This is a genomic window from Corynebacterium sp. MSK047 (genome assembly GCF_030232285.1).
Classification (GTDB): Bacteria; Actinomycetota; Actinomycetes; order Mycobacteriales; family Mycobacteriaceae; genus Corynebacterium; species Corynebacterium jeikeium_D.
Genome location: NZ_JASPJI010000002.1, coordinates 19,893 through 46,258 on the forward strand (window position 1 = coordinate 19,893; position 26,366 = coordinate 46,258).

Annotated in this window: 25 protein-coding genes; 2 read left to right on the plus strand and 23 right to left on the minus strand. The window is 59.5% G+C overall.

What is annotated here, in order from left to right; all coding sequences use genetic code 11:
- Window positions 1–75 precede the first annotated feature (75 nt).
- The 13 genes from resB to QP981_RS00930 all read right to left on the minus strand — a co-directional run bounded on the left by resB (window position 76) and on the right by QP981_RS00930 (window position 14,961).
- Window positions 76–1,779 carry a cytochrome c biogenesis protein ResB gene (gene resB, locus QP981_RS00870; protein WP_284857277.1) on the minus strand — a complete coding sequence of 568 codons (1,704 nt, stop codon included), beginning with the start codon at window positions 1,777–1,779 and terminating at the stop codon, window positions 76–78.
- Window positions 1,780–1,793: 14 nt separating this feature from the next.
- Entirely contained in the window at window positions 1,794–2,654 is an 861-nt protein-coding gene (locus tag QP981_RS00875) for a cytochrome c biogenesis CcdA family protein (RefSeq protein ID WP_284857278.1), read from the minus strand.
- Between the two features lie 23 nt (window positions 2,655–2,677).
- Window positions 2,678–3,292 carry a TlpA disulfide reductase family protein gene (locus QP981_RS00880; RefSeq protein ID WP_016421995.1) on the minus strand — a complete coding sequence of 205 codons (615 nt, stop codon included), beginning with the start codon at window positions 3,290–3,292 and terminating at the stop codon, window positions 2,678–2,680.
- Window positions 3,293–3,347: 55 nt separating this feature from the next.
- Window positions 3,348–4,058: a histidine phosphatase family protein gene (locus QP981_RS00885; protein ID WP_284857279.1), complete on the minus strand. Its 711-nt coding sequence runs from the start codon at window positions 4,056–4,058 to the stop codon at window positions 3,348–3,350.
- A gap of 7 nt (window positions 4,059–4,065) precedes the next feature.
- Window positions 4,066–5,412 carry a glutamate-1-semialdehyde 2,1-aminomutase gene (gene hemL, locus QP981_RS00890; RefSeq protein WP_016421993.1) on the minus strand — a complete coding sequence of 449 codons (1,347 nt, stop codon included), beginning with the start codon at window positions 5,410–5,412 and terminating at the stop codon, window positions 4,066–4,068.
- A 35-nt stretch (window positions 5,413–5,447) separates the two neighbouring features.
- Window positions 5,448–8,039 (minus strand): heavy metal translocating P-type ATPase, encoded by a 2,592-nt coding sequence (locus tag QP981_RS00895; protein WP_070603563.1) that lies wholly within the window; start codon window positions 8,037–8,039, stop codon window positions 5,448–5,450.
- Between the two features lie 19 nt (window positions 8,040–8,058).
- Window positions 8,059–8,439 (minus strand): hypothetical protein, encoded by a 381-nt coding sequence (locus QP981_RS00900; RefSeq protein WP_284857280.1) that lies wholly within the window; start codon window positions 8,437–8,439, stop codon window positions 8,059–8,061.
- Window positions 8,436–9,080, minus strand: a complete 645-nt coding sequence (locus QP981_RS00905) for a hypothetical protein (RefSeq protein ID WP_016421990.1) — start codon at window positions 9,078–9,080, stop codon at window positions 8,436–8,438. The genes QP981_RS00900 and QP981_RS00905 overlap by 4 nt, the downstream gene beginning before the upstream one ends.
- A 45-nt stretch (window positions 9,081–9,125) precedes the next feature.
- Window positions 9,126–10,184 carry a porphobilinogen synthase gene (hemB, locus tag QP981_RS00910; RefSeq protein ID WP_284857281.1) on the minus strand — a complete coding sequence of 353 codons (1,059 nt, stop codon included), beginning with the start codon at window positions 10,182–10,184 and terminating at the stop codon, window positions 9,126–9,128.
- A 47-nt stretch (window positions 10,185–10,231) separates the two neighbouring features.
- Window positions 10,232–11,899 (minus strand): bifunctional uroporphyrinogen-III C-methyltransferase/uroporphyrinogen-III synthase, encoded by a 1,668-nt coding sequence (locus QP981_RS00915; protein WP_016421988.1) that lies wholly within the window; start codon window positions 11,897–11,899, stop codon window positions 10,232–10,234.
- A 204-nt stretch (window positions 11,900–12,103) separates the two neighbouring features.
- Window positions 12,104–13,036 carry a hydroxymethylbilane synthase gene (hemC, locus tag QP981_RS00920; RefSeq protein ID WP_016421987.1) on the minus strand — a complete coding sequence of 311 codons (933 nt, stop codon included), beginning with the start codon at window positions 13,034–13,036 and terminating at the stop codon, window positions 12,104–12,106.
- A gap of 15 nt (window positions 13,037–13,051) precedes the next feature.
- Complete coding sequence (locus QP981_RS00925) at window positions 13,052–14,494, minus strand: glutamyl-tRNA reductase (protein WP_042388369.1); 1,443 nt, start codon at window positions 14,492–14,494, stop codon at window positions 13,052–13,054.
- Window positions 14,495–14,718: 224 nt separating this feature from the next.
- On the minus strand, window positions 14,719–14,961 hold the full coding sequence (locus tag QP981_RS00930; protein WP_016421985.1) for a glutaredoxin family protein: 243 nt from the start codon (window positions 14,959–14,961) through the stop codon (window positions 14,719–14,721).
- 164 nt (window positions 14,962–15,125) lie between these two features.
- On the opposite strand from QP981_RS00930, the gene QP981_RS00935 reads away from it, so the two are divergent.
- The gene (locus QP981_RS00935; protein WP_016421984.1) at window positions 15,126–16,250 is read left to right on the plus strand and encodes an HAD family hydrolase; all 1,125 of its coding nucleotides are present in this window, start codon (window positions 15,126–15,128) and stop codon (window positions 16,248–16,250) included.
- Window positions 16,251–16,492: 242 nt separating this feature from the next.
- Here the strand turns inward: QP981_RS00935 and QP981_RS00940 are convergent, their stop codons facing one another.
- The 5 genes from QP981_RS00940 to QP981_RS00960 all read right to left on the minus strand — a co-directional run bounded on the left by QP981_RS00940 (window position 16,493) and on the right by QP981_RS00960 (window position 20,466).
- Window positions 16,493–16,594, minus strand: coding sequence for a 30S ribosomal protein bS22 (locus QP981_RS00940; protein ID WP_003855542.1), 102 nt, complete (start codon window positions 16,592–16,594; stop codon window positions 16,493–16,495).
- Between the two features lie 242 nt (window positions 16,595–16,836).
- Window positions 16,837–17,028 carry a helix-turn-helix domain-containing protein gene (locus tag QP981_RS00945; protein ID WP_005509751.1) on the minus strand — a complete coding sequence of 64 codons (192 nt, stop codon included), beginning with the start codon at window positions 17,026–17,028 and terminating at the stop codon, window positions 16,837–16,839.
- Window positions 17,029–17,291: 263 nt separating this feature from the next.
- Complete coding sequence (gene proC, locus QP981_RS00950) at window positions 17,292–18,101, minus strand: pyrroline-5-carboxylate reductase (RefSeq protein WP_284797596.1); 810 nt, start codon at window positions 18,099–18,101, stop codon at window positions 17,292–17,294.
- A 102-nt stretch (window positions 18,102–18,203) separates the two neighbouring features.
- Window positions 18,204–19,526, minus strand: coding sequence for an Rv0497 family membrane protein (locus QP981_RS00955; protein WP_284857282.1), 1,323 nt, complete (start codon window positions 19,524–19,526; stop codon window positions 18,204–18,206).
- A gap of 1 nt (window position 19,527) precedes the next feature.
- Window positions 19,528–20,466, minus strand: coding sequence for a Ppx/GppA family phosphatase (locus QP981_RS00960; protein WP_161798518.1), 939 nt, complete (start codon window positions 20,464–20,466; stop codon window positions 19,528–19,530).
- A 34-nt stretch (window positions 20,467–20,500) separates the two neighbouring features.
- Here QP981_RS00960 and QP981_RS00965 point away from each other — a divergent pair, with 34 nt between their 5' ends.
- Window positions 20,501–21,433 carry a DUF3109 family protein gene (locus tag QP981_RS00965; protein ID WP_070439088.1) on the plus strand — a complete coding sequence of 311 codons (933 nt, stop codon included), beginning with the start codon at window positions 20,501–20,503 and terminating at the stop codon, window positions 21,431–21,433.
- Window positions 21,434–21,484: 51 nt separating this feature from the next.
- On the opposite strand, the gene QP981_RS00970 is transcribed toward QP981_RS00965, so the two are convergent.
- The 5 genes from QP981_RS00970 to mshA all read right to left on the minus strand — a co-directional run bounded on the left by QP981_RS00970 (window position 21,485) and on the right by mshA (window position 26,247).
- Window positions 21,485–22,180, minus strand: coding sequence for a response regulator transcription factor (locus tag QP981_RS00970; RefSeq protein WP_016421979.1), 696 nt, complete (start codon window positions 22,178–22,180; stop codon window positions 21,485–21,487).
- Window positions 22,181–22,183: 3 nt separating this feature from the next.
- Window positions 22,184–23,491 carry a sensor histidine kinase gene (locus QP981_RS00975; protein ID WP_016421978.1) on the minus strand — a complete coding sequence of 436 codons (1,308 nt, stop codon included), beginning with the start codon at window positions 23,489–23,491 and terminating at the stop codon, window positions 22,184–22,186.
- 131 nt (window positions 23,492–23,622) lie between these two features.
- The gene (locus tag QP981_RS00980; protein ID WP_070643272.1) at window positions 23,623–24,369 is read right to left on the minus strand and encodes a phosphoglyceromutase; all 747 of its coding nucleotides are present in this window, start codon (window positions 24,367–24,369) and stop codon (window positions 23,623–23,625) included.
- A gap of 70 nt (window positions 24,370–24,439) precedes the next feature.
- On the minus strand, window positions 24,440–24,925 hold the full coding sequence (locus QP981_RS00985; RefSeq protein WP_070643274.1) for a type III secretion system chaperone family protein: 486 nt from the start codon (window positions 24,923–24,925) through the stop codon (window positions 24,440–24,442).
- A gap of 59 nt (window positions 24,926–24,984) precedes the next feature.
- Window positions 24,985–26,247 (minus strand): D-inositol-3-phosphate glycosyltransferase, encoded by a 1,263-nt coding sequence (gene mshA / locus QP981_RS00990; protein ID WP_180950668.1) that lies wholly within the window; start codon window positions 26,245–26,247, stop codon window positions 24,985–24,987.
- Between the last annotated feature and the right edge of the window lie 119 nt (window positions 26,248–26,366).

Below are 26,366 nucleotides of genomic sequence, written 5' to 3' on the forward strand. Positions count from 1 at the left end.
AAAGTTGCGCGGAGGCGCAATTTTCGCCTCCGCGCATTCACCCTGTGGCAGGGATGGGACGGACTTAGTGGTCAGTTAACTTTTGGTCTTATTGTCCGTGCTGTCCTTATCGGCAGTGTCATCCTTGGCAGCATCGTTTCCTTCGCTGTCCTCGTCATCACTGTCGCGTTCCAGGATGTCGTCGACGATGTACTGGAACTCCTCGCCCCAACCTGCCTTGTCTGTGCGGGCAAGGCCACCGAACTCAACGCGAGTGCGGCCATCCTCCAGCTGGAACATGCGCACCCAAACACGCCGGCGCTTAATGCCCAGCGACATCACCATGCCCGCCAGTGCGGCCACAGTCGCCACCAGCACCCAGAACTGCGTGGGATCGTGCGAAACCTGCAAGTTGACGAATTCCTTCGCACCGAGGAATTCAATCTTGGTGCCGTCGGCAAGCTCTGTGGATTCGCCCTGCTTGAGGTTGACGCGGGCCTCCTTTTCCAGCTGACCCGAGTGCATCAGGTCGCGGTCGAGCGAGAACAGGCCCTGCGAGCGACCAGTGTCCAGGCCCGCGTCGCCGCGGTAAATGTCGACAGCCACAGCCGGGTCTTGCATCGCCGGGTAAGAGGACTGCAACAGGGCACCCCCTTCACCAGTGAACTCGGCGGTCGGGGCGAACAGGCCCTCAATCGCAATCTGGTTCTGGCGGCGCTCGAACAGGTCCGGGTACATGCCTGCAGGCGGGTCAAAACGCAGAGCACCCGAAGACAGGAAGTACGTCAGGTCATCTGGTCGGAACTGAACAATCGAGGTACGCGACTCACCATTCGGCCAGGTCACCTTGAACGCCGGGGCAAAGCCGTGGCCCTGTAGGTACACGCGGTCACCTGCGATGCGCAGTGGGTGGTTGACCTGCAGCGTGGTCTTCTCCCACTCATCGACAGGCTTGCGCATGTCCTTCTCTTCCGCATAACGGATATGAGAGGTAAACATCTTGGCCTGGCCATTCGGCAGGTAGTCGGCGAAGAAGTCATCGACCTGAATACAGAACGGGTTCAACGTCGTACCGTCAAAGGTGTTGCCAGCGCGCAGCGAGTCAAAGTTCGCCGCAGCAGTATTACAGAACGGAACGCCCACCGCGCTGTTGACGTTGTCGTCAGAAATTTCGGTGCCGGTGTTGGTCAGCAAAATGACCTGACCTTCGTAATAAGTCATGCGACCCCAACCGACGACAATAATCAGCACCGCAATGCCCAGGTGAAACACCAAGTTGCCGAACTCACGCAAGTAACCCTTCTCCGCGGAAAAGGAGCGCGCCCCAGCGCGATCTTCATCTGCTGGAGTCTCGGTCAACGCCCACTTGGTCAGGCGCTCACGCACCCGCTCGGAGATTTCATCCGCGGAGGAGTCGACCACGGCCTCGTCGTGAAGCGGAAGACGCGCTAACCGTTTCGGCGCCTTGGCCGGTGGTGTCTTCATGGCCTTGTAGTGGTCGATGGTGCGCGGAATAATGCAGCCGACCAGGGAAATCAGCAGCAAGGCCACGATGGCGACGAACCAGACGGACGAGAAGACATCGAAAAGCTGCAGCTTATCCATGATCTCGGCGGTCTTGCCGTTGGCGGCAAGATACTGGTCGACCTTGTCCTTATTCAGCGAGCGCTGTGGCAACAGGGCGCCCGGAACCGCTGCGAAAGCGAGGATGAACAGCAGAATCAGCGCTGTGCGCATGCTAGTCAACCAGTTCCAGACCTGCTGGAAGGGCTGTCGTACCTTATTCCAATTCACCGACATCGAAAAATCTTTCACTAAATTGGCGTTACCGTATCAGTAATAAAAGCGGCCTGAACCCAGGCAACAAAAACATCCCACAGTCCCGTGACCAGGGCAATTCCGACCAGCACCAGCGCCACACCACCGATGAGCTGAATAGTTCGCGAGTGCTTACGCAGGAATTCCACTCCGCGCATCGCGCGTGCCGACCCCAGCGCCACCAAGATGAACGGCAGCCCCAGCCCCAGGCAGTAAGCGATAATCAGCGCCACTCCCCTGGCCGCGGTCATTCCCTGTGTACCTGCGGACACCGAAATAATTGCAGTCAGCGTCGGCCCCAGACACGGCGTCCACCCCAGCGCGAACACCGCGCCAAGCAGTGGCGCTCCCAGCCACGTGGTCCAGCGCTTCGGCGCCATGCGGGTGTCCTTCTGCAGCGCTGGCACCATACCCATGAAGGCAAGCCCCATCACGATGGTCACCACGCCACCGACAATCGTCAGCGTGCGCGCCTGCAGACGCAGCGTGGACACGAGCCCGAAAATTGAGGCCGACCCCAGCACGAAAATGACAGTGAAGCCCAGCACGAACAGCAACGCAGCCAGGCCGACGCGGGCTGTTGAGGAACGCTGGCCACGGCCTCCATCGCCGTCATGCTTATCGACGGAGGTTGCGTCCGCAGTGCCCGTCGTCAAGCCCTGGCCCTGCGCCCCCGATGCTCCGGAAATACCGGTGAGATACGAGACGTAACCGGGCACGAGCGGAATGACGCACGGGCTGGCAAACGAGACGAGACCAGCCAGCGCAGCAGCGAGCAGGCCTAATAGGATGGGACCGCCGGTGGCGGCGTCGGCGAACTGCTGGCCGATGCCATCGGCAAGATAAATCGTGTCCATGGCAAGAGTTCCCATGCTGGGGCCTAGCCCTCCGCCTTCACTTCATTAACAGCCTTCATCAGCATGGTGTGATCGACCTCGCGGAGGAAGACCTTGGCCGGGCGGTGCTGCTTGTCCAGAATGATGGTTGTCGGAATCACCGAAGCCGGGATGCCGCCGAGTGCGCTGGCGTTGACGAAGGCCGGGTCATAGATGGACGGGTAGGTGATGCCGTTGTCCTTCACAAAGTCGATGGGAGCCTGGCGGACATTGTCGCGGACGTTGATGCCGAGAACGGTGCCGATACCTTGCTCTTCCATCTGTTCCTGGACATACTGCAGGTCATCCGATTCGGATCGGCACGGTGCGCACCACTGCCCCCAGGCGTTTAGGACCACAATCTGGTCCTTGAAGTCATCGAGGGAGATTTTCTTGTCGTCGTCCTCTAGAGAAGGACCGAACACCTTGCCGACCGGTTTGCGCTCCTCGGGTGCGTAGTCAATGATCTGCTGACCCCCTGGAGAAACAAACTCGAACTGACCGCCGACGGCAACGGCATCGTGTCCCACTGAATCTCCGGGGTTACATGCTGCGAGCGACAGAGACAGAGTTGCTGCCGCTAGCGTTGCTGCAATTCGGGACGATGAGACCTTGGCCACTTGGGGTGCCACCTTCCGGGGGTCAGTGAAACTTCAACAAAACTATTTATTCACCTTACAGGTGACCGGCCGGTTCACTGTAGCGCACGTCGACAATGGTGTCGCCGACGAAGACCAAGGAGGTCACGCTGGCCAGATCGCACTGCCTAGTTGCCGGGTTGTGGGCGAGCTTCAAGTACCGCGCACGACGCTGAGCTGCAATGATGCACAGCTGGTGCGTCACCAGCACCGCTTCCGCTCCTTCGGCGGCCTCGCGGGCTCGCTCGATGACGTGGAACATACGGTCCGCGATCTCCTCGTAGGGCTCGCCCCAACTGGGCACGCTCGGACGACGCAGCCGTGGCCAGTACTTTGGATTCCACAGTGCGGAGTCAATGCCCTTGATGTGCAAACCCTCAAAGGAGTTGCCAGCCTCCAGCAAATCTTCATCCAGGGTCGGCTTCATGCCGATTACCTCGGTGAAGGGCCGTGAGGTTTCCTGCGTGCGCTGCAGCGGAGAGCAGGCGAAGTAGCGGATGTCGTGGCCTTCGAAGGACGAGGCCGTGGCTGCTGCCTGGCGCTGACCGCGCTCAGACAAGTGCCAGCCGGGCAGGCGACCGTAGAGAATCTTATCCGGGTTATAAACCTCGCCGTGGCGGACGAGATGTACGACCGTGGTCTTGGCGTGCTTTGTTGCACGCTTAGACGCCTGGTTTTCCGGCGGTGTCGGCTGCGATTCCTGCTGTGCTGCCTGCTGCTCGGCCTGCGAATTGGTCTTGTTCGACACGTGTCACCTACTCCGGCTTGGCGGCTGCCGCCGCCTCGGCCGCGCGGGCTGCTGCACGCTCGATGATTTCGAAGTCGGCGTCGGTCAGCGCAGCGGAGACGAACCAGGTCTCGTAGCAAGAAGCCGGCGGGTAGACACCATTGGCCAGTAGGGCGTGGAAGAAAGCCGGGTAGCGGAAAGTATCCGCTGCCTGCATCTGCTCAAAGTTGTGGCCCTCGCCCTCGGCGAAGCGTGGCGAGAGCATCGTGCCCGCACGCTGAATGTGGTGGGCCACGCCCTGCTTGGTCAGGGCGTCGGACAGAATCGTGGCCAGGCGATCTGCATTGGCCGCAACGGTGTCATAGACATCCTTCGTGGCATTTTCCAGGTTGGCCAGGCCAGCTGCCATAGCGACCGGGTTACCGGAGAGTGTGCCTGCCTGGTACACCGGACCGTTCGGAGCCAAGTACTCCATGACGTCGCGGCGACCACCAAAGGCAGCTGCCGGCAAACCACCGGAGACGACCTTGCCGAAGGTGGTCAGGTCACCGGCCACACCATCAATGCCGTACCAGCCGTTGTAGGAAGCGCGGAAGCCAGTCATGACCTCATCGAGAATCAGCAGTGCGCCGTCTGCATGGCAGACTTCCTTCAACTTCGCGTTGAAGTTGTCCTGCGGTGCGACGGTACCCATGTTGCCCGCTGCCGCCTCAGTGATGACACAGGCAATCTCGCCCGGGTTCTCAGCGAATGCGGCCTTGACGGCCTCAATATCGTTGTAAGGGACAACAATGGTGTCGGCAGCCGATGCACCGGTGACACCCGGCGAATCCGGCAGACCAAAAGTAGCGACACCAGAACCGGCCGATGCCAGCAGCGCGTCCACGTGACCGTGGTAGCAACCGGCGAACTTAATGATCTTGGAACGGCCAGTGAAACCGCGAGCCAGGCGAACTGCGGACATGGTGGCCTCAGTGCCGGAGTTGACCAGACGCACCTCATCTACCGACGTGCGCTCAACGATGTGACGAGCCAGGTCGGTCTCAGCCGTCGTCGGAGCGCCGAAAGACAAACCGCGAGTGGCGGCGCTCTGAACGGCCTCCACCACTGCCGGGTGCGCGTGGCCCAGAATCATTGGACCCCACGAGCAGACCAAGTCCACATATTCGTTGCCATCAACATCCACGAGACGAGAGCCCGCGGCGTGGTCAATGAAACGTGGGGTGCCACCGACGGAACCGAAGGCGCGGACCGGCGAGTTCACGCCACCCGGCGTCACTGCCTGAGCCTGCGTAAAGAACTCTGCCGAACGATCGGTGAGCTCAACGTTTTCTGGGACATGAGGAGCATTAATGTCTTGAGTCACGGTGACCATCGTAGACGGCCACTCGGATGAAGGGCTACCCTGCCCTACCAACGTCCCAGCTTCACCCTGAATAGATGCTTGCGGCGAGAGGACACTCGACGGGATCGCCAGTCGATCCACAAGCTGGAGAAAATCATCAAAAGCGATGCCAGCAGCGGGTGAATCATACCGGTCATACCCAGCAGGATGACCGCAACGTTGTAGAACCACGCAAAGTAGATGTTGGAGTCCATCATCCGCACCACAGCACGTGCGATTTCAATGGCCTCCGGAATCGACAACACGTTGTTACGCAGTGCCACGACATCGGCGTAATCAACATCAAGATTCTGATTGCCTTCGGTGTTGTCCATCAAAACACCCACGTCAGCGGCACGCAGAGAGTCCCGGATGTCCTTGTCGCCAACCATCACGACAGTCTCGCCGTCACTGTGTACCGAACGCACCGCAATGGCCTTGCGGGAGGCAATGATGCCCGCGAATACTCGTGAGATATTCAGCCGGTCAGCAAAACGACGGGCTACTGGATACGGATCTCGCGTGATCATCATGGTGTCCACGCCCATATCCTCAAGCTGGTCAATGCTCTCGACCGCATCGGGCTTAATGTCCTCACCAATGGTGATGACACCACGGACCTTGCCACGCCACGACACCACCATCGGAGTACCGCCACTGAGCGCAGCCACAGCCATTTTCTCGCTGAGTGCAGTGAGATCACGCGGACGCCAAACACGCCCCTCAACAAAGCGCATCTCTAACTTGTCGTCGGAGTCCTTCACCGGAATCTCTACCTGGCCAACGAACGCACCATCTTCCGCAATTGCGACGTGTACGGTCTCAATCCAGTGCGGCACCTCGCCACCGCCGGAACCGGCGTCGCGGGATGCACGGCACGCGCGTACGATGGCCGCCGATGCCGGGTGGTTGCTCTCCATCATGAGAGCGCCCGCCACACGCAGAACCAGATCCGGATTTTCATTGCGCTCAGCGGCGACACCGAGCACGTGGGTGTCACCCTCGGTCAGCGTTCCAACTCGGTTAAAAATCACCACATCGGCAGCGGCCAGCTTTCGGAAAGTCTCATTGCCACGAATCAAGATTCCGTTACTAGCACCGGCCAGAATCCCGATGCGCTGCACGGTCGACGTAGACATTGCCAATGCCACCGGCGCGATGCCCGAGAGCATAGCCAGCGCTACCGCGAGGGCACCGCTCATCGTGCCCGTAGCCAGCCACCAGCCGCAAAAAGCCACGCCCGCCAACGACAGCGTCCATGGCACCAGCTCTGATGCCGAGTGCACTGCGGTCTGGTGCATCACCGTTTCTTCTCGAACCGCTTGACGAAGCCAACGCGCTATCGACGACGCCCGGGTCTTGAAACCGGTGCGTTCCACGCGCACCTTGAGCTCCGAATCCAGGTTGATTGCGCCGGCCCAAACCTTGGAATTGACCTTGACCTTCTGTGGTTCAACGCCGATACCGAGTAGCTGCGCATCCATCATGGACGCACCACCGATGACTGAGCCATCAACCGGAATCACCGAGTGCGGTGGAACCACGATGTCATCACCGATATTGAGCTCCGCGACCGTCACCTCCACCCGTTTCGGCTCCGCGGATTTGGCACTCTTGCGCACGACTGTCACGTTTCGCTCAGCTGGAATGCGCAGGTTGCGCAAAATCTGTCCAGTACGCACCTTGTTGTAGCGCGTAAACATGCGACCTGTTAGCAACAGCACGGTCAGGCCGCAAGCAACGTCGAAAAACACCTCTGCCGAGGCGCTTTCCCGGTAGTTGAAAGCAAACCACGTGGGCGCAGTGGTATATCCAATCTGTCCCGCGGGGCCAAAGATAAGCTGCGCCAGCGACCACAGCCACGCCAGCAGGATGGCAATGGAGCTCGCCCCATCCAGCGCCGACATCCGCCGACGCAGAGACGCCGCCATTGCACGGTGGAACGGCCAGCCACCCCACCACACCACAATCGTGGTCAGCACAAGACACATCCACTGCCAACCCGGGAACTGCCAGTTGACGTTCAACGACGTCACCAGCACCGGAATCGACAGAAACAGGCTGCCCCAAAAGCGCTGCTTGGTCACCAGTTCACGCGCCGTGAACAGTACTTCCGCGCCGCCGCCGCTTCGGCGCAAGGCCGCTTCACGACGGCGAATGCGCTCCTCCTCATTCTGTTGAGCGGCAGCCGGAACAGCGGGACGGCGATGTTGTGACACATCCAGCCGAGTTGCACGACGCCGAAGCGTACTGCGCGTGAGGTACGACTCGACCCCAATTTCGCGGAGAGCTTCGATGAACTGATTCGGATCGATGGTATCGGGCGCTGTAATCCACGCGCGTCCGGGCTTGTAGACCACAGAGGCCGTCACATCTGGAAAGGATTCCAAAACATGCTCAGCACGCTCAGCACTCTCGGCGTTTTCCAAGTTTTCCAGGATGAGTGCGAAAGCTGTGTTGGACTGGCCTCTGCGGTGTGCAAGCCGCTGATGGGCACTTTCTTCGTCGATGTCCTGACGGCTTCGTGGCAATGCCTTACGAGCAGCGACCTTGGCATCCACAATCGCTTGTTCAACGCGATTGTCCAGAGAGAAATCAAACTCACCGGTGTCACTCATGGCCTTTGAAACTTTCCGTCTAATCCTGTGGCTGGTTGGCGCGCGTGAGCGCTAATTCACGATAGAGCAACAGTAGTCCACACGCCATCGCCAGGCTGGGCGCGATAACCCATACAGTCAGCGCGCCGGCCATAATGGCAAAGAACATGGCGAGAGCCGTGATAATCACCATGATGAGCAGGCAGTTCCGGGAGAGTTTGAACTCAGTGGCCGTCGGCAAGCAGCCGCTACCAATAAGCGAGCAGACCAGCGTCACACCGGCGACGATGTAGATATCGCGGCCAACGGCGGCGGGAGCCTGCGAATAGTCGCCGGTGACCAGTATCAAGCTCAGGACAATCTGGGCGATGAGCGCGACGAAGAGCACCCACTGCCAGGGCCGACTCGGCAGGGTCATCATCGCTTGGACTCCTCAGGCTGCTTGGATTGCTTGGGCTGTGACTGGCCCAGCTGCTGTTGCCGCTTTGGATCAGCGCCATGCTTCGACGCTCTCGGCAGATGCGATTCCGGAGCGGACGGAGTCCACGGTTTCGACGGGCGCTGATGATCGAAGTAGTCCTTGGATTCCTTCGAAGCGGCGAGCACTAGGCCCGCTACCGCGGCAGTGGCCGAGGCGATTCGCACAATTCCGCTGATAAGAACGAGGGATGCCGGCACTCCCGATTCTGAAGCCGTAGAAGAGAAGAAGGACATCAGCGCCGACAGTGCCAGGTAAAGCGAGCCGATAACCAGCACGGTGCGAGCACCTTCGCTCCCCTTGCGCATTCGCTCGATAATGGCGAAGAACGCGATGCAAAGCCCCACTGCGAAAAAGAACGCGATAACGATAGTCGCCTTCATGGCAGCATCAATCTGGCCCTCGCTGAAACCCGGGAAATTCTCCTTAGCGGTTGAGGGGCTCATCAGCATTTCCGGATGCAGCCAGTAGGTCACCGTAGCTACCGCAGCGACGAGCAGCTGCAACACGGCCGTAACCCGCCACGCCTGCCTAGCTCCCTCGACCTGCTCGGGAATTGCGGGCTTCTTCTCTTCTTTAGTCATCCGTCCACTTCTCGATATTTATTACTGCACGTTCACCCGAGCGAATTAGAACTGGGCGCGCAGCTTCTTCGCCAAGTCCACCGCTGCGTACGTCAAAATCTGCTTCGCACCGGCACGGCGAATGCTCAGCACTGCTTCCATCATCGCAGCATCCAGGTCAATCCACCCGTTGGCGGCAGCGGCGTGAATCATCGCGTACTCACCAGAGACCTGGTAGGCGGCAACCGGCACCGGCGACATATCCGCGACCTCGCGCAGAATATCCAGGTAGCTCATGGCCGGCTTGACCATCACCATGTCCGCACCTTCGTCAACGTCGAGCTGCACTTCAAGCAGGGACTCACGACGGTTTGCAGGATCCTGCTGGTAGGTACGGCGATCACCCTGTAGCGAGCTGCCCACAGCTTCACGGAATGGACCGTAGAAGGCGGAGGCGTACTTTGCCGAGTACGCCATGATGGAGACATCCTCATGGCCAGCGGCATCCAGGCCCTCGCGAATTGCGGCAATCTGGCCGTCCATCATGCCCGAAGGGGACACGATATGGGCACCGGCGTCGGCCTGCGCAACGGCCATCTTGATGTAGTTAATCAGCGTGCGGTCATTCTCAACGACCGTGTTGCCGAAGCGATCCGTGCCCAGCACACCACAGTGGCCGTGGTCAGTGAACTCATCCAGGCAGGTGTCGGCCATGATCAAAATGTCATTCCCGAACTCGTCGCGGAGACGACGCAGGGCACGGTTGAGTACGCCCTCCGGATTCCAGGACTCAGAGCCCTCGCCGTCCTTGTCCGCATCCAGCGGGACACCGAAGAGGTCAACTGCCGAGATACCTGCCTCAACAGCCTCGCGCACAGCTTCTACCAGGGAGTCCTCGGTATGCTGCACTACCCCGGGCAGGGAGCTGATGGGCTTCGGCTCATCAATACCATCTGCAACAAACATGGGCAGGATGAGATTTTTCGGAGTCAGTGTCGTCTCCGCCGTCATCGCACGCATCACCGGGTTGGTGCGCAGCCTGCGTGGGCGACGAATCGGGAGAGGAAATCCAAACTGTTCGAGATCGATTTCGCGGGATGATTCAGAAGCTCCAGATGTAGTCATAAAGACAACCTTAATCAAAACGCGAACTCGCTCCGGTACGCCCCTGCTCAGTCCTTGGTTTTACGCGAACGACGACGCTTCTTGCGCGGTGGTGGCAGCTGCCCTGCCGCCCGCAGTTGCGCAACATGCTCTGCCAGCGCATCCACCAGCTCCGGGATGCTTGCGCGCTCCGGCACGACATCTACCCGCAGGCCGTACTCGCGAGCCGTGGCTGCGGCCATCGGCCCGATGCAGGCAATGATGGTGCGAGCATGCGGCTTACCCGCGATACCGACCAGGTTCTTCACCGTCGACCCCGAGGTAAAGCACACTGCGTCGAAGCCACCGGACTTAATCATGTCGCGGATATCCGCACTCGGTGGCGCTGCCCGCACGGTACGGTAAGCGACCACATCATCAACTTCCCAGCCCAGATCAATCAGACCGTCGACAAGCACGTCAGTGCCGATATCGGCGCGCGGCAGCAGCACGCGGTTGACCGGATCGAGATCCTCGATGTACTCCGGGAACACGTCGACAATGCCCGCGGCATTTTGACGAGTGTCATCCGGAAGCAGCTCCGGAGTGATGCCGAGATCGCGGATGGCAGCGGCAGTGCGATGGCCGACGGCTGCGATGCGGACCCCAGCGAAGGAGCGCGCGTCCAAGCCGAATTCCTGGAACTTCTCCCACACTGCGGTGACGGCGTTGACGGAAGTGAAGACAACCCACTGGTAACGGCCGTCGACAAGCCCCTTGATGGCGCGTTCCATCTGCGCCGGGCTGCGCGGTGGCTCGATTGAGATGGTCGGGACCTCAATCGGGATGGCGCCGTGCGCAACGAGACGGGCACTCATCGGGCCTGCCTGCGCCTTGGCACGTGGGACCAGCACCTTCCATCCGTAGAGAGCGCGGTTTTCCCACCATGAGTACTTCGAACGATTGTCCACACCCTTGCCAAGCGTGACCACCAGCGGACCGGTCAGGTCACCCGAGAGCTGCGCCAAGGTGCCCAGCGTGACGTCGTAGGTGCGCTGCAGACGAGTCGTACCGTTGACAGTCACCGACACCGGCAACGACGACGGCAGGCCGCGTTCGCCGAGCTCAGTTGCAATGGCGGACAGGTCGTCCTGCACGGCCTGCAGTACCAGCGGCTGCGGTGCCTGGGCCAGCTCGTCCCAGTCCACATCGGCGCGACCGAGATCGGTCTCCGTGTACGTCGAGCCCAACGCGATACCGGCAAATGCCGGGACGGTGGAGGGCACGGACATGCCAGGGACAATCTGGAACTCAACATCGGCGTGCGAGACGTCGTTGATTTCGGCCAGCAGCGAATCGTTGGTCAGCGGATTGCCTGCCACCAAACGCACCACGTCATTGCCTTTAGCGGCTTCTTCGACGAGCAGGTTGGCCATCTTCTTGGGATCGTCGATAGGCGTGCGCAAATCTGCGGCGGTCGGTGGTGCCGGACGCGGCGGCTTACGACGAGACCCCTTGGCCTTGGCTGCGGCGCACATGCGCTCATACTCTTCCTCGGCTTCCTTCAGCAGCTCGGGAGGAACAGGCACATCGGTTGCGACGAGCTCTCGAACCCCCGGCATGACATCGGCGTCGACGTAGGCGATAGCGGTGTCTGCGAGAATCTCACGGGCGCGAAGCGTCAGCAGGTCGGGATTTCCAGGACCAGCGCCGACGAACAGGATGCGTCCCGTTGCTGAGGGGAGGGAGGTGTTCATCGTTGCGGAGTGATTTCTTTTCTATTGGTTGTTCACTTTTCGTGCCGATGAGTCTCTAAGGAAGAAAGCGGACATGCGCCAACGCATGTGAGGGGCAGGTGGACACCTGAATCTCACATGCGAGCACACGAAGGAAACCCTTATCCCAACGGCATGCATACAGGCCTATTAGCATAAAGGGTTTGAGCCAAATTAACTAACCGGCTACTTTTGAGATTCCCGCAGGGTATCGCCCATTACCTCATGAGCACCCCGTTCGAGCAGGGCCGCCGCAACCTTCCGGCCAAGCTCATCGGCCTTATCCACGTTTGCGGTAGCGGTCTCGAGCAACTGACGCGAACCGTCGAGTGCGAACACCCCCGCCTGCAGGGTGAGTTCACCACTGTCGCTCACGGTTGAGTAGGCCGCGACCGGAGCGGTACAGCCCGCTTCCAGCTCATTGAGTACCGCGCGCTCAGCGACAGCGCGGGCATGGGACACCGGGTGGTCAATCTTGCGCAGAATATCCACAATTTCGCGGTCAGCAGTGCGGCACTCCAGCGCCAGGGCGCCCTGAGCCGGGGCCGGTATGAGGACGTCCACGTCCAGGGATTCCGCAATCTCTCCGAGGCGACCCGTGCGCTCCAGCCCAGCGCGAGCCAGAATGACAGCGTCCAAGTCCTCAGAGACGCGCCCCATGCGGGTTTCGATGTTTCCACGCAGTGGTACAAGTTCCAGGTCGGAGCGCAGCGCACGCAACTGAGAGACACGACGCGGCGCGGAGGTACCCACACGAGCCCCCTCAGGCAGGTCCATCAGCGGCGTGGCATCGCGGGAAATCAGCGCTTCTCGCGGATCGACGCGCTCCGGCACGGCTGCGACCATCATGTCGTCTTCCGGCAGGGTCGGCAGGTCCTTAAACGAGTGCACGATAATGTCGCACACCCCCTCGCGGAGTGCATGACGCAGCGCCTGGGTGAAGACACCGATGCCAATCTTTTCCACCGGGTCGTGGCGGTTATGGTCACCGGCGGTCTTTACAATCACCAGCTCTGCAGGCTGTCCCAGCTCAATCAGTGCATCACGGACGTGACCGGCCTGTGTCGTGGCCAGTTCCGAGCCCCTGGTACCGATACGAATAGTCGCTGGGTCAGGCATGTTTCCCTCCGGGTGTTAATTTTTGGTGGTTTCAGCAACGCCTTCAATGATGGCACTACTGTCAAGACCATACTGCTCAAATCCCTGCATCCGCCCAATTCGGCCCTCTACCATGAGATCTGCGGGGATATCGGTGTCAGCATACAGGCCAGAGGGGGTGGATAGGGGCAGGTCGAAGAGCTTCTGCAGGGCAAGCGCGTAGTTGCCACCACCCTGCTGGCTAGAAAGCTTCTTGACCTGAACCGTTGGCGCGTGCAAGAGCTTATCGACGACGCGGCGAACCGTGGACTCGACCTCGCGACGTTCCTTTTGAGTAAGACCCGGTGTCTTCGCCTCCAAGCGAGCGAGCTCAGCCGCCGCCACATCTGCCGCACGCTCACGCAGAGCACGAACAGTCGGTGCTACCTCGCTTGCGCGCTGCGCCGTGAGGTAGGACTCCAACTCTTCGGCCACAATGTCGCGCGCTGCAGCCTCATCATCACGACCCGGAACCTCCGTGCGAGTCATCTGCAGCAATTCGATGTTGAAGAGTGCGATCCCCTCAAGCCCGGAGACATCCTCCGCGACGTCGCGAGGCATAGACAAATCGACGATGGCGAGCGGGCCGTGGTCGACAACATCTGCAGCTGAGACCACTGGCGTCATGGCTCCGGTGGCACTGACGAGAATGTCCACATCATCGAGGACATCAGCGAAATCATGCAACGCAATAGCAGTAGCGGGGATGCCCGCTTCGATCGAGTGGTTAGCCAGGTTCTGCGCCCGGTCAACGGTGCGGTTGGCAATAATCAGACGATCAATGCCGCAGCGCCCCAGGTAACTGGCGGCCAGCGAACTCATCGCACCGGCGCCGAGGATAAGGGCCGAACGTCCGGCCAGAATATCGGTACCCTCAGCGACGTCAACACCAGAGTTGAACCCAGGATGCAGCGCAGCAATCGCCTCGTCGATGGCCACGGAGACCATCGATGCGCCCGCATTATCGATCAGTGTTTCGCTGTGGACTCGCTTGCCTGTGTGCAGCGCCTTCTGCGCCAAGTCATGCAGCATGCGACCGACGGTGCCGGCTTCGTCCGCTTCCTGGTAAGCATTGCGAAGCTGACCGATAATCTGCTGTTCCCCCAGCACCATCGAGTCAAGACCAGCACACACCGAGAAGGCATGCTCCGCTGCGGCCTGTGCGTACCGCACATAGAGGTGCGGTGTCAGTTCATCGAGTTCGAGCCCAGTACGACCGACAATTTCACGGACCACGGCCGATAGCCCAGAGTGGAAGCCGTTGGCCACCACGTAGTACTCAACGCGGTTACAGGTCGACAACAGCATCGCTTCGCTGATCGCTTCATCCGCGACCAGCCGAGCCAAAATGGCCTCTCGCTCAGTTTCACCGACGGAGACCTTTTCAAGAAGGGTCACCGGTGCAGACCGGTACGACATTCCGACGAGAAGCACACTCACCGCTCAATCACCGCTCTATTGCTCCTTCACAGGCCCCGCTACGGGCTTTTTCACACAGCTATGACTGTTAACGCTAGACAACTCCGCCATCTCGTCACAACAAAGGCATACTTTACTTAGTCTCTACCTCGATGTTCGCAGCACTCCCCTACTTCTTTGCCGCTACTCCACATTCTGCCATGTCTCCGCAGCTCCTAGCAGTTCGGCAGAGTTGTCTCCCGAACTTATTCGGCCTCCGCTATCGCTTCCAGGAGTTCATCATCATCGATTTCCCAGCAAGCGATCTCCTCATCATTGACCAAAATCACCGGCACGCGATCGCCAAATTCCATGGCCAAGTTCGGATCGGTATCGACATCTTCCACCTGGAACTGCGCATTTTGGTCCCGAACTAGCGGCTCAATCTGCGCAATCACTCGGGCGCACGAACCGCACGTCTTCCTACTCATCACCGTCACAGTCACCATAACGGCCAGTCTAAAGGTCGACTGTTTCGCTTTACGACGTCCCCCTCCCCACACTTCCCCTGCAAAAGTGACTCTTCTTATCCTTGCCCCATCCGCTCCTTGAATCTCAGCGCGCAGCTTTGCCTAAAGAGCGGATACTATTCAACAAGAGCTTCCGATAACGGATGTCGGTTGCATACACCGTGGAAAGAGATTTTCGTGCCGTGAGTGAGTTCAGTGCCGACAACCGCTCCCCCTTCCCCATCGACATGCTGGGTGACCTTGCGTCCTCGCAGGGTAACGTCCGCAACTTCCTCGAGCAGGTAGTTCTCGCTCCGCTCAATGACGAAGCACAGGAGGAAGCTGGTGCTGCAGCGGCTGCCAATGCACTGGAAGCTCTCGGCGAGGTCTACGACGTCGGCGGCGAAGAACTGGCTACGGGATTTCGCAGTGTAGCTGGTGCCGAAGATGCCGCTGGCGGTGCACGTGTGCTCTCGCAGCCCATTCCAGGTGTCGAACGCGATCAGGGCGCAGCCGCTTTCTTCGATGTGGACAACACGCTTGTCCAAGGCGCATCAATCTTCCTCTTTGCCATGGGTTTGGTCGAGCGCGGCTTCATCAAGAAGCGTGATTTGGCCGGCATGATTTGGAAGCAGCTGAAATTCCGAATCTCAGGCGCGGAAAACGCTGCCGACGTAGCTAAGGCCCGTGAACAGGCATTGGAGTTTTTCGCCGGCCACGATGTGAATGAAATGGTCAAACTCGGCGAAGAAATCTTTGAAGAAAAGATCAGCGACCGCGTTTACCAGGGCACCCGCGATCTGGCGGAACTACATATCCAGGCTGGCCAAGAGGTCTGGCTGGTCACCGCCACCCCGGTGCAGCTGGCCCAGGTTATCGCTAAGCACATCGGACTGACCGGCGCCCTTGGTACGGTCGCCGAGGTCAAAGATGGCAAGTTCACTGGCCGCCTGGTAGGCGATATTCTCCACGGCCCGGGCAAAAAGCACGCGGTGGCAGCTCTGGCGGCCTCTTCCGGGTTGGATATGTCTCGCTGCACGGCATACTCAGATTCCGCCAACGACATTCCCATGCTGTCCATGGTGGGCACCGCCGTGGCCATCAACCCGGACCGCAAGTTGCGGAATTACGCCCAGAAGATGGGGTGGACTATCTACGACTATCGCCACTTCCGCTCCGCAACCTTCGCCACGATGCGGTGGCTCTCGATTGGAGCACTGCTGGCAGGAGCTGTCGGGGGCGCGGGACTCGTCGGCAAGCGACTGTGGGACGCGAACAAGGAAAGTTAAGCGCTGCTAGGCGCACTCGAGAGTTAGTGACTGCGTTTATGACAAAAATGGCTCGAAAAATGGCCTGAAAGTGTCATAAACTCCTACAGTTTCACATTTGCAGCCCGTAATCGGCAGCCCGTGATTAGCCCCCCCCCAACGACAAAACCCGCCCTATCTCAACGAGACCGGGCGGGTTCTGCTTTTAAAACGTGTACGCGACGCAGCACGCGCGCTCCTGCGATAACGGCAGGAATGCTGGCTTACTTGCCGAGCTTACGACGCTGCACGCGGGTACGGCGAAGCATCTTGCGGTGCTTCTTCTTCGACATGCGCTTGCGACGCTTCTTAATGACGGAACCCATCGGCTCGACCTCGCTATTCGTTGACGGAAATTTCTTTTCTTGCACAATGGCGGCGTACTCAATGCGGCCTTACAACCGCCGAGATGTCACGCCCTTTTTCCTTCCGCCTTCACAGCTAGATACTTCATGACTTGAAGACGATAGGAAACAGGGGCGCAGCACAGCACCATGTACTAATCGGATTAATCATAGCGGGGACATATGCGTTCAGGTCAAACAGCCCCGCTTAAAGGCAGAAAAAATTAACCCGCGTTGTAGAAGGAGGAGTCCAGGTATTCCTTGACTGCGGACTCATGGACGCGGAAAGAACGGCCAACGCGCACTGCCGGCAGCTCGCCAGCGTGAACCAGGCGGTAGACGGTCATCTTAGATACGCGCATGATGTCAGCAACTTCCGCAACGGTCAGAAAGGTGCCTTTATCTGCATTCTGCATTAGTAAATATTCCCTTCAGCGCACGCGACGCGCTGCAGGCTTCCCCTCCTGCAGAAAATCGTGACACGCACGTGCTTTTCATATCCTACCGGTAGGCAAGGTGCCGGTGCGATTTTTGATAAAAAATAGGGGCATTGGCGAATGGTGTGACAGTTGTGACTAACCCATCGTCCCTGCGTATCGGATTAGCTACTGCCCCTGACCATTTCCAATGCCCCAAATATTGGGGTTACTTGTACACCCGCTTCCACGCGGCGAAATACCTATTTACCCATCTCGTTGGCCTTGTCGTAGCAAGCCTGCAGCGCGCGATGCACCGCGCGGCGAATGCCTTCTTCCTCGAAAACTCGGGTGGCCGCAGCGGTTGTACCGCCCGGCGAAGTGACATCGGCACGCAGCGCAGTCGGGTCCGCACCTTCCTGCATCATCATCTCGGCTGCACCAGCAGCCGTAGCCGACGCCAGACGCTTAGCCTGATCACGCTTGAGGCCCAGATTCACACCCGCATCGGTCATCGCCTCGACGAACTGGAAGAAGTAAGCCGGACCGGAGCCCGAGACTGCAGTAACTGCAGACATCAGCGACTCATCGACAACCTCAACGCTGCCGACCTTCTCCAACAGTTCGACAACCTCGTCGGTCTGGCTCTCCGTGACAAAGCGGCCCGGCGCGACTGCACAGACACCCTTGCCCACCAGCATCGGGGTATTCGGCATGACGCGGATCACCGGAGTACCGACAGCACAGACGCTTTCCATCTTGTCCAGCGTGATGCCAGCCGCCATCGACACCACAATGGTGTCGACCTCAGAGTCATCGAGCACGTCGGCAATCTGCTCGAGCATGTCGATAATCAAGTACGGTTTTACGCACAAGAACACCACGTCGGCACCGTCGACGGCCCCTACTGGGTCGTCGGTATCGACAATGCCGTAGGTCTCCTTCAGACCGGCCAGGCTCTCCTTGGTGCGCCCCACCACATAAATCGAGGAGGGCGAGACACCACCGTCGATGAGACCACCGACGAGTGCGCTACCTATCTTTCCGCCACCAATTACAGCAATTCTTGTCATGGACGCTAAGTGTGCCAAAACTGGCCCACACATGCGAATGCAGGGACCGGAAAACTACGCTTCCGACCCCTGCATCAGGTGATGATTATTCTGTTGACCCCACTACAACTGGAAGAGAATCCAGGGGCCAAATGTCAGCGCCAAACCGACAAGTCCTGCGAGAATCGGTGTCAGTTTGTCCTTCTCACGGCGCAGGTAGTTCGCCATTCCCGCGAAGCCACCAGCGACCACGAGAGCCATGATGACAACCACAATCTTTGGCAGCGACGACCAGGCCATGGTGAAGCCCAGGAACACCAATGCACCAGCAATCAGACCCACGAAGACCTGGATTAGCAGCAACGGCACCGAGAGGGAATTGTCCTCGGCGTAGCCATCGCGCGCGACGGCCTTGCCCTTGGAGCTCTTGGATTCTTCACGCTTAACGACGTCCCGGGGCTCCGCCTGCTTCTCGTCAGCTGCGGCCTGGGTCGGTGTGGTCTCGACCTGCGCAGCCTCAGCGGGGGCGTCCTCGGCCTGCTCGATATCGGCCTGTGCGTCTTCTGCCTGTGCAACTTCAGGAGCGACAGCGGCTGCCACTGCCGCCTTGGAAGCGGCACCGGTATCGGCGTCAGCGTCGACAGCCTCGAAAGTAGCGGTTTCCTGAGCGGCTTCAGCCTCAGCAAGCTGTTCACCGTCGACGCCATCCGTTTCAACGGATGCCTCAGACGCTTCGTCGACCTTGTCCTGGACAACCGGAATGGAGGCGGTCGGACGGTCGTCGTAAGCGTTGGAACCGGTGAGTACTGCACGAGCGACTGGCCCCGGTTCCCCAATCTGCTGCGACTCGTCTGCCATGTCACGCAGTTCGGTGAAGGTGTAGGTAATCTCCGAACGTTCGGAGTTGACCATGACCGGACGGGGTTCCATCGGAATTGCCAATGGCACCGCAGGGGCTGCTGGCTGCGCAGTTGGTGTGCTCTGCGCGGCTTGCTCCTGCTGCGGAGCTGCCGGTGCAACCGGTGCAGCCGGTTCTTCAGCAACTTCGGCAACCTCGTCAGCTTCAGCCTCGGCCTCAGCTTGAACCTCATGCTCCGAAGAATCCGCCCCTTCAGCAACTACCACTGGCTCAGCGACAGCCTCCGAGTGCTCCGGAGCTTCTACCTCCGGTTCGGTTGCCTGCGCTTCGTCGGCGGCGTTGGCCGCAGCTTCGTCGGCAAGCAGATCGCTCGTAGTCGTCTGATCGTCGTCTGCGTTGGAAAGAGCGTGAGCACCACGTCGCGGTTCGTCGGCCTTTACACGAGGGATTGAGCCGGTGAGTTCCTGAACGGACACACCGCCTTCTTCAAGGCTGCGTCGACGGCGGCGCCGCGGTGGTTCAGAGGGGGCTCCCTCCTTCTGCCGCCGCGCCAGCAGTTCGGCAACGGTGAGCTTTTCCTCGCTCATCTCAACCCTTTCCGTATAGGTCACTGTCCAGTCGTCGGAAGATGATGCCCTCGCGCAGCGCCCAAGGACAAATCTCGACCTTCTCTAATCCCAATGCTCGCATACTAGCCTCTGCAACGAGAGCACCTGCGACAATTTGGTGAGAACGATTCGCACTAACACCCTCAAGTTCAGCACGGTCAGCCGCCGTCATGCGGGAAATAAACGCAATCAACTGGCGCAAACCAGCGGCAGTCAGAGTGCGCTTAACCCGGGGACCAGCGGCGGAAGGCGCCGCACCGGTCAGGCGGGCGAGAGTGCGGAAAGTCTTCGAGGTGGCGACAGCCAAGTCCGGCTCACCAAGCGTACGCAGATGACGAGCTGGCTCAGCGAGCTCAGCATCAATGTAATCGCGCAGCAGGTCAATCTTCTTGCGCTCCGGCGGATCGGTCTCGAACCACTCGTGGGTCAACCGTCCCGCACCGAGCAGCAGTGAGTACGCCGCCTCCGGATCTTCATCAGTACCCGACGTCAGCTCAAGAGAACCGCCACCGATATCCAGGTTGATTAGACGACCAGCAGACCAGCCGTACCAGCGCCGTACTGCCAAAAAGGTCAGACGAGCCTCATCCTCACCGGAGAGAATCTGCAGCTTAATGCCAGTTTCTTTCTCAACGTGGGCGAGAACCTCGTCCGCATTCGTGGCATCGCGAACAGCTGAAGTGGCGAAGCTAATCATCTCTTCGCACTTCATCTGCTCAACCAATTCCTTGGATTCAGCGACGTAGCCCGTCAGCTTGTCAATACCTTTCTTGGACAGGTTGTTGTCCTTATCCAGGTACTCGACCAGCTTCATCGTCGACTTGGAATCGCTCATCGGAGTCGGATGTCCGCCCCGGCGGGCGTCCACCATCACCAAGTGGACGGTATTACTACCTACATCTAATACACCTAATCTCACTCTTAGTAGGTTAGACGGTCTACGGTGTATTGGTGTGAATCAACCCCACCCCCGCCCCGGTCGCGGACCGCAACCGTCTCCCGCTGAAGTCGCCTATGACTTTCCCCGCGAGTGGTTCGAGTTCGCCCACCCGGAGGACCCAGAACATATCATCACCTGCGACCTAACCTGGTTGATGAGCTCCTATCAATGCGCTTTCGGCACCTCCGCTTGCCAGGGCATCGACTCCGCGAACGCGGATGTCGGATGCTGCGGCCATGGCGCCTTTATCACCGACGAAGAAGACCGCGAGAGGGTTATTGACGTCGTAAAGCGAATGGAAGGCGACTCCGCAGAGCCCCAGTGGTGGCAAAACCGCCCCAAACAAACCCTGAAGTGGCTCGAAACCTACGAAACCGACCCCTCCGAACCGTTGGAACCGTGGTTAGTGTGGGACGAGCTTGACGACGAAAACGGAGAGCCTGAGCCTGCTCTGAAAACGAAGGTCGTGAAGAATGCCTGCATTTTTGCCAACCGTGACGGGTGGCGCAATGGTGCGGGCTGTGCCATCCACCAGTGGGCAATGGCCAACGACATTGACCCCGTGAAGGTCAAGCCGGATGTGTGCTGGCAGGTGCCGCTGCGCCGACTGGAGGACTGGGAGGAACGCCCAGACGGCCAGGAGATTCTGCGCACGACCATTACTGAATATGATCGTCGTGCCTGGGGCGATGGCGGCGAGGACTTTGAGTGGTTCTGCACGGGCGCGCCGGCCACACATACCGGTGGCGAGCCGGTGTGGCGCACGCACAAGTCCGAGCTAATAGAGCTCATCGGCGAAGAGTGCTACGAAATTCTCGCGGAGCACTGCCGTGCCCGAGAAGCAGCGGGCGCGGCCAAGGTTTTCGGGCCGAGTGGCTACCCACTGCTGGCGATTCACCCGGCCACACGCGCAGCGGCCGAGGGGCTGGCACCGGACGAGGTTTAAGTCGAGGTTTCTCAGACCGCCGGCGGAGATCGTCGGCAGCAGTCTGCTGAGCTAGTCCTCGAACTTGTAACCCAAGCCGCGAACGGTGACCAGGAATTCCGGCGAGGAAGGATTGCGCTCAATCTTGGAGCGCAGGCGCTTGATGTGTACGTCCAGCGTCTTGGTGTCGCCGACGTAGTCGGAGCCCCAGACGCGGTCGATGAGCTGGCCACGGGTTAGCACACGACCACGGTTGCGCAGCAAGTACTCCAGCAGGTCGAATTCCTTGAGCGGCATTGCGACATCATCACCGTCAACGGTGACCACGTGGCGCTCGACATCCAGCACGACCGGACCGCCGCGCAAGACCTCCTCGTAGATATCCTCGACATCGTCGGAGTCGTCGTGGCGACCGCGGCGCAGCACAGCCCGGATACGGGCAATAAGCTCCCGGGAGGAATACGGCTTGGTCACATAGTCATCCGCACCAATTTCGAGGCCGACGACCTTGTCAATCTCAGTGTCACGGGCGGTGACCATAATCACTGGGACAGAGGACTTTAAGCGGATGTTTTTGCAGACCTCGGTGCCACTCATACCTGGCAGCATGAGGTCCAGCAGCACAATGTCCGGTTCTGCCTTGGAGAATTCTGCAAGTGCTTCCTGGCCGTCAGCGGCCATCCGCACCTCGAATCCTTCGCGCTGCAGCAGAAACGCAAGCGGCTCCGCCAAAGCCGTCTCGTCTTCGACAATAAGTACCTCAGTCACGGATTACTTCATTCCTTCCTTGGAATCCTTGTTCTGGGAATCCTTATCCTTGCCACGGGTTTTGCCCGTACCTCGCTGCGCGTTTTTCTTAGCCGCAATTTTACCCGCAGGCTGGGTGTGGCCGATTGGCAAACGTGCAGATACATCGCCATCATTCGACGCGGAACCGTTCTTTTCCATCAGCGGGAGCTCAATGGTGAAGGTCGATCCTGTGCCCAGCCGACTCCACAGCTTGACGGTTCCCTTGTGATTCGCTGCGACGTGCTTAACAATTGCCAAGCCCAGACCGGTACCGCCTGTCGCCCGCGAGCGTGCCTTATCCGCACGGAAGAAGCGCTCGAAGATACGCTTCTGATTCGCCTGGGAAATGCCGATACCGCGGTCAGTGACGCGGATAGCGACGGTGTCGTTATCCTCCTTGACCGCAGTCACAGATACAGGCGTGGCCTCTGGCGAGTAGTTGATCGCATTTGAAATCAGGTTGGACACCGCGGTGATCAGCAGGCTGCGTTCACCTTCAACCACCAAATCCGGCTCACAGTCAACGGTGATTTCAATACCCGCCTGCTCCGAGAGCATCTGGTTACGACGCACAGCTCCTTGGACAATCTCTTCAACCTTCACGGGAGACATGTCCGGCAGTGGCTCTGCCCCCTGCAGCTTCGACAGCGAGATGAGTTCCGTAATCATGGTCGACATCCGCTTGGACTCCTGCGTCAGGCTCTCACTGAAGTGACGCACGGCAACCGGGTCGTCGGTAGCTTCATTCAGCGCCTCGACCAAGAGGCTGATGGCCCCCACCGGAGTCTTGAGCTCGTGGGAAACGTTAGCCACAAAGTCACGTCGCGCGGCCTCCATACGGGCCTGTTCGGAGACATCCGCCGCATAAATCACCACAAAACGGTCGTCCACCAGCGACAACGGAGTTAGCTGACAGCGGACAATTGTGTCCGGCGCCCCCGCCCGGCGCGACGGCAGCACCAGCGTTAGCTCCTGGTCCTCCTGCGAGTCAAAGACCTTGAGCGCAGCTTCCCAGCCCACGTCATTGAGGCGGCGCTCATAGACCAGCCCCAACTTGTGCGCCATGGAGTTCGACAAAATCAAATCACGTGAGATGTCAACGACCACCACACCCGTCGGAGACTTCTGAATGGCCAGGTGCATGACCTGCGCCATGGTGGTTATTGAACTTTCCTCGTCGCTCTTCTGACGCCGAGCGGCGTTATAGGCACCCGAGACAACTCCACCAAGAATCAGCACAGCTGCCATAACCGCAGCACCTAATAGAGCGGCGATAATGATTTTTGACACGGGTCTTACCCTAAGCTCTTTTCACAATCCGCGCGCGCTGAAAAATCATTGCGCTAGCTAGCTCTAAATAGACCAAGGAGCACAGCCCCACTTGGCTGCGCCCCTTATCGGCCTATCAAACACCTACATATTTACTTGTTGCCCTGAGCAGCAACAGCAGCAGCACCTGCAGCTGCAGCTTCCGGATCCAGGTAGGTGCCACCCGGGTTCAAAACCTTGCCCTCAGCATCAAAGTCGTAAACCAGCGGGATACCGGTCGGGATGTTCAGAGCGGCAATGTCCTCGTCCGAGATGTTGTCCAGGTGCTTGACCAGTGCACGCAGGGAGTTACCGTGAGCTGCCACCATGACAGTCTCACCGGACTTCAGACGCGGCAGGATTTCCTCTTCAAAGTAAGGAATGAAACGCTTCACGACGTCCAGGAGGCACTCCGTGCGCGGAACCTCATCCAGGTTGGCGTAACGCGGGTCATTAGCCTGCGAGAACTCGCTGTCATCCGACAGCTCCGGCGGCGGAGTGTCGTAGGAGCGACGCCAGGACATGAACTGGTCCTCGCCGTACTTCTCCTTGGTCTCTGCCTTGTTCAGACCCTGCAGAGCACCATAGTGGCGCTCGTTCAGACGCCAGTCACGGATAACCGGAATCCACAACAGGTCAGCGGTATCCAGGGCAATGTGTGCGGTGTTAATTGCGCGACGCAGCAGCGACGTGTAGAGAACCTGCGGCTTCAGGCCTGCCTCTACGAGCATCTCACCGGCACGTACTGCCTCAGCGCGGCCCTTGTCGGTCAGTGCAACGTCGACCCAGCCCGTGAACTGGTTGGATGCGTTCCACTCACTCTGGCCATGACGGACAAGAATCAGTTTTCCATTGCTCATACCCCTAATTGTGCCCCAAAACGGGAAAGCCCGCCGTTCGTTGCCCCGCTATGTGGGTTGCTACCCCCGGCTACTCAACCATGTGGCGGAACTGCTCCAGATTGGCCAGGTTTTCCCCACGGTCAACCCGCCACTCCCACTCGCGCTTAATTGCCGATGCAAAGCCGCGTTCGAGGATCTGGTTGAAGTCCCCATCGGCCGTCTCCAGCAGCTGACCGAGGAGACGGTCGAGGTCATCGTCGGAAAGCTCAGCGGGCAGTTGACCGACCAGGTAGATGTCGCCGGCGGCATCGATGGTGTAACCGATGCCGAACAGACGACGGTTGCGCTGCAGCAACCACTTGTAGACGGCCTCGTGGTTTTCTTCGACCGCGCGACAGACGAAGGCTTCAACACGCAGGGAGTCGGGCGCCGGGATGAGGCCGACGACAGTCTTGAGCTTCTTCTTACCAGGCAGGACCACCACGGCGGCATTGTCTGCAAGACCATGCTCGACACCGAGGCGTTCCAGCTGCTCACCGAGGGATTTCAGCTGTACTTGGATGTCCGTGCTCATCGTGAATCATCTCCCTGCTTTTGTGGCTACGGCTCTGGCGGTACTGAAGCTAACGAAACCTACCGGGAGCCGCCCGCATCCCGGATAGAGCCGGGACAATTTTCCTTTTGGAGTTCGGTTCGATGATAGACATCGGCCAACCGATCCACGGTCTTTTGCCAGGAAAACTCCAAGGAGTGCTCGCGCGCCTGGGTGGCCAACTTAATGCGCAGCTCGTCGTCCTCCACCAGGCGACCGAGGGCATCGGCCCAGGCTGCGGACTCGTGACCGTCGACAAGCAAACCGCTGACCCCATCGTCGACAGCGATGGAGAGTCCGCCGACATTCGCCGCGACAACGGGAGTACCGGTGGCCTGAGCCTCCATCGCCACCAACCCGAAAGTTTCGTTGTAACTGGGCACGGCGACAATATCTGCGGCCTGGTAGAGCTTCGCCAGGTCCTGCGGCGGGCGCGGGGGCATGAAACGGACCAGGTGGTCGATCCCCTCTTCCGCGGCGAGATTGGTGAATTCGTCGGGCGCATGCAGCCCAGAACCGGAAAGTCCACCGCAGATAATCACTCGGACATTAGTGGCGGGATGGCGACGCATGAGCTCACCGACACCCCGCAGCAATACCTGCGGGCCTTTCAGCCGCTGCAGCCTACCGACGAACAAAATGACCTTAGTGTGCAACGGGATGCCCAACTCACGACGGGACCGCTCGGTGGCGCGATCACTGCCCGGCGAAAAGAGCTCCACGTCCACCCCGGGCGGCACGACATTAATGCGCCACGGGTCGGCATCGTGAAGATCCGCGAGCTGCTTAGCCTCGGCATCTGTGTTGACAATGAGCCGGCACGCATTGTCCACAATCTGCTGCTCACAGATACGACGCGACTCCGGCTCCGGGGTATCTCCCTCCGCCAGATGGAGATTCTTCACTGCCGCCAGTGTGTGCGCCGTGTGCACAAACGGAATGTCGAGCAAATCCGACAGCAGCCACCCCACCTGGCCAGAGAGCCAGTAGTGCGAATGAATGAGGTCGTATTCAATCCCCTGTTTGCGGGCGAATTCAATGACCCCACCGGCAAAGGCCGGCATCTGCGTAGCCAGGTCTGACTTCTCTAACCCCTCATATGGACCAGCCACAATGTTGATGACGCGGAAGTTCTCACTGACCTGAATCACCGGCCCATCGCTGGAACGCGTGGCGCGGGTGAAAACATCCACCTTCACACCGCGTCGCGCCAGCTCCTCGCAGGTGCGCAGCACGTAGACATTCATGCCACCAGCGTCACCGATGCCCGGTTGCTCCAGCGGAGAGGTATGCATGGAGATCATCGCGATGCGGTTCGGCCACGCCGGGGTGTTAGAGGTCGCCGCGTCTGCGCCCGCCGTTGCCGCCGGAAATGTTTCGCTCATACTGCCCAGAGTGCCTACGCCAGGGGCAACCCCGCAAA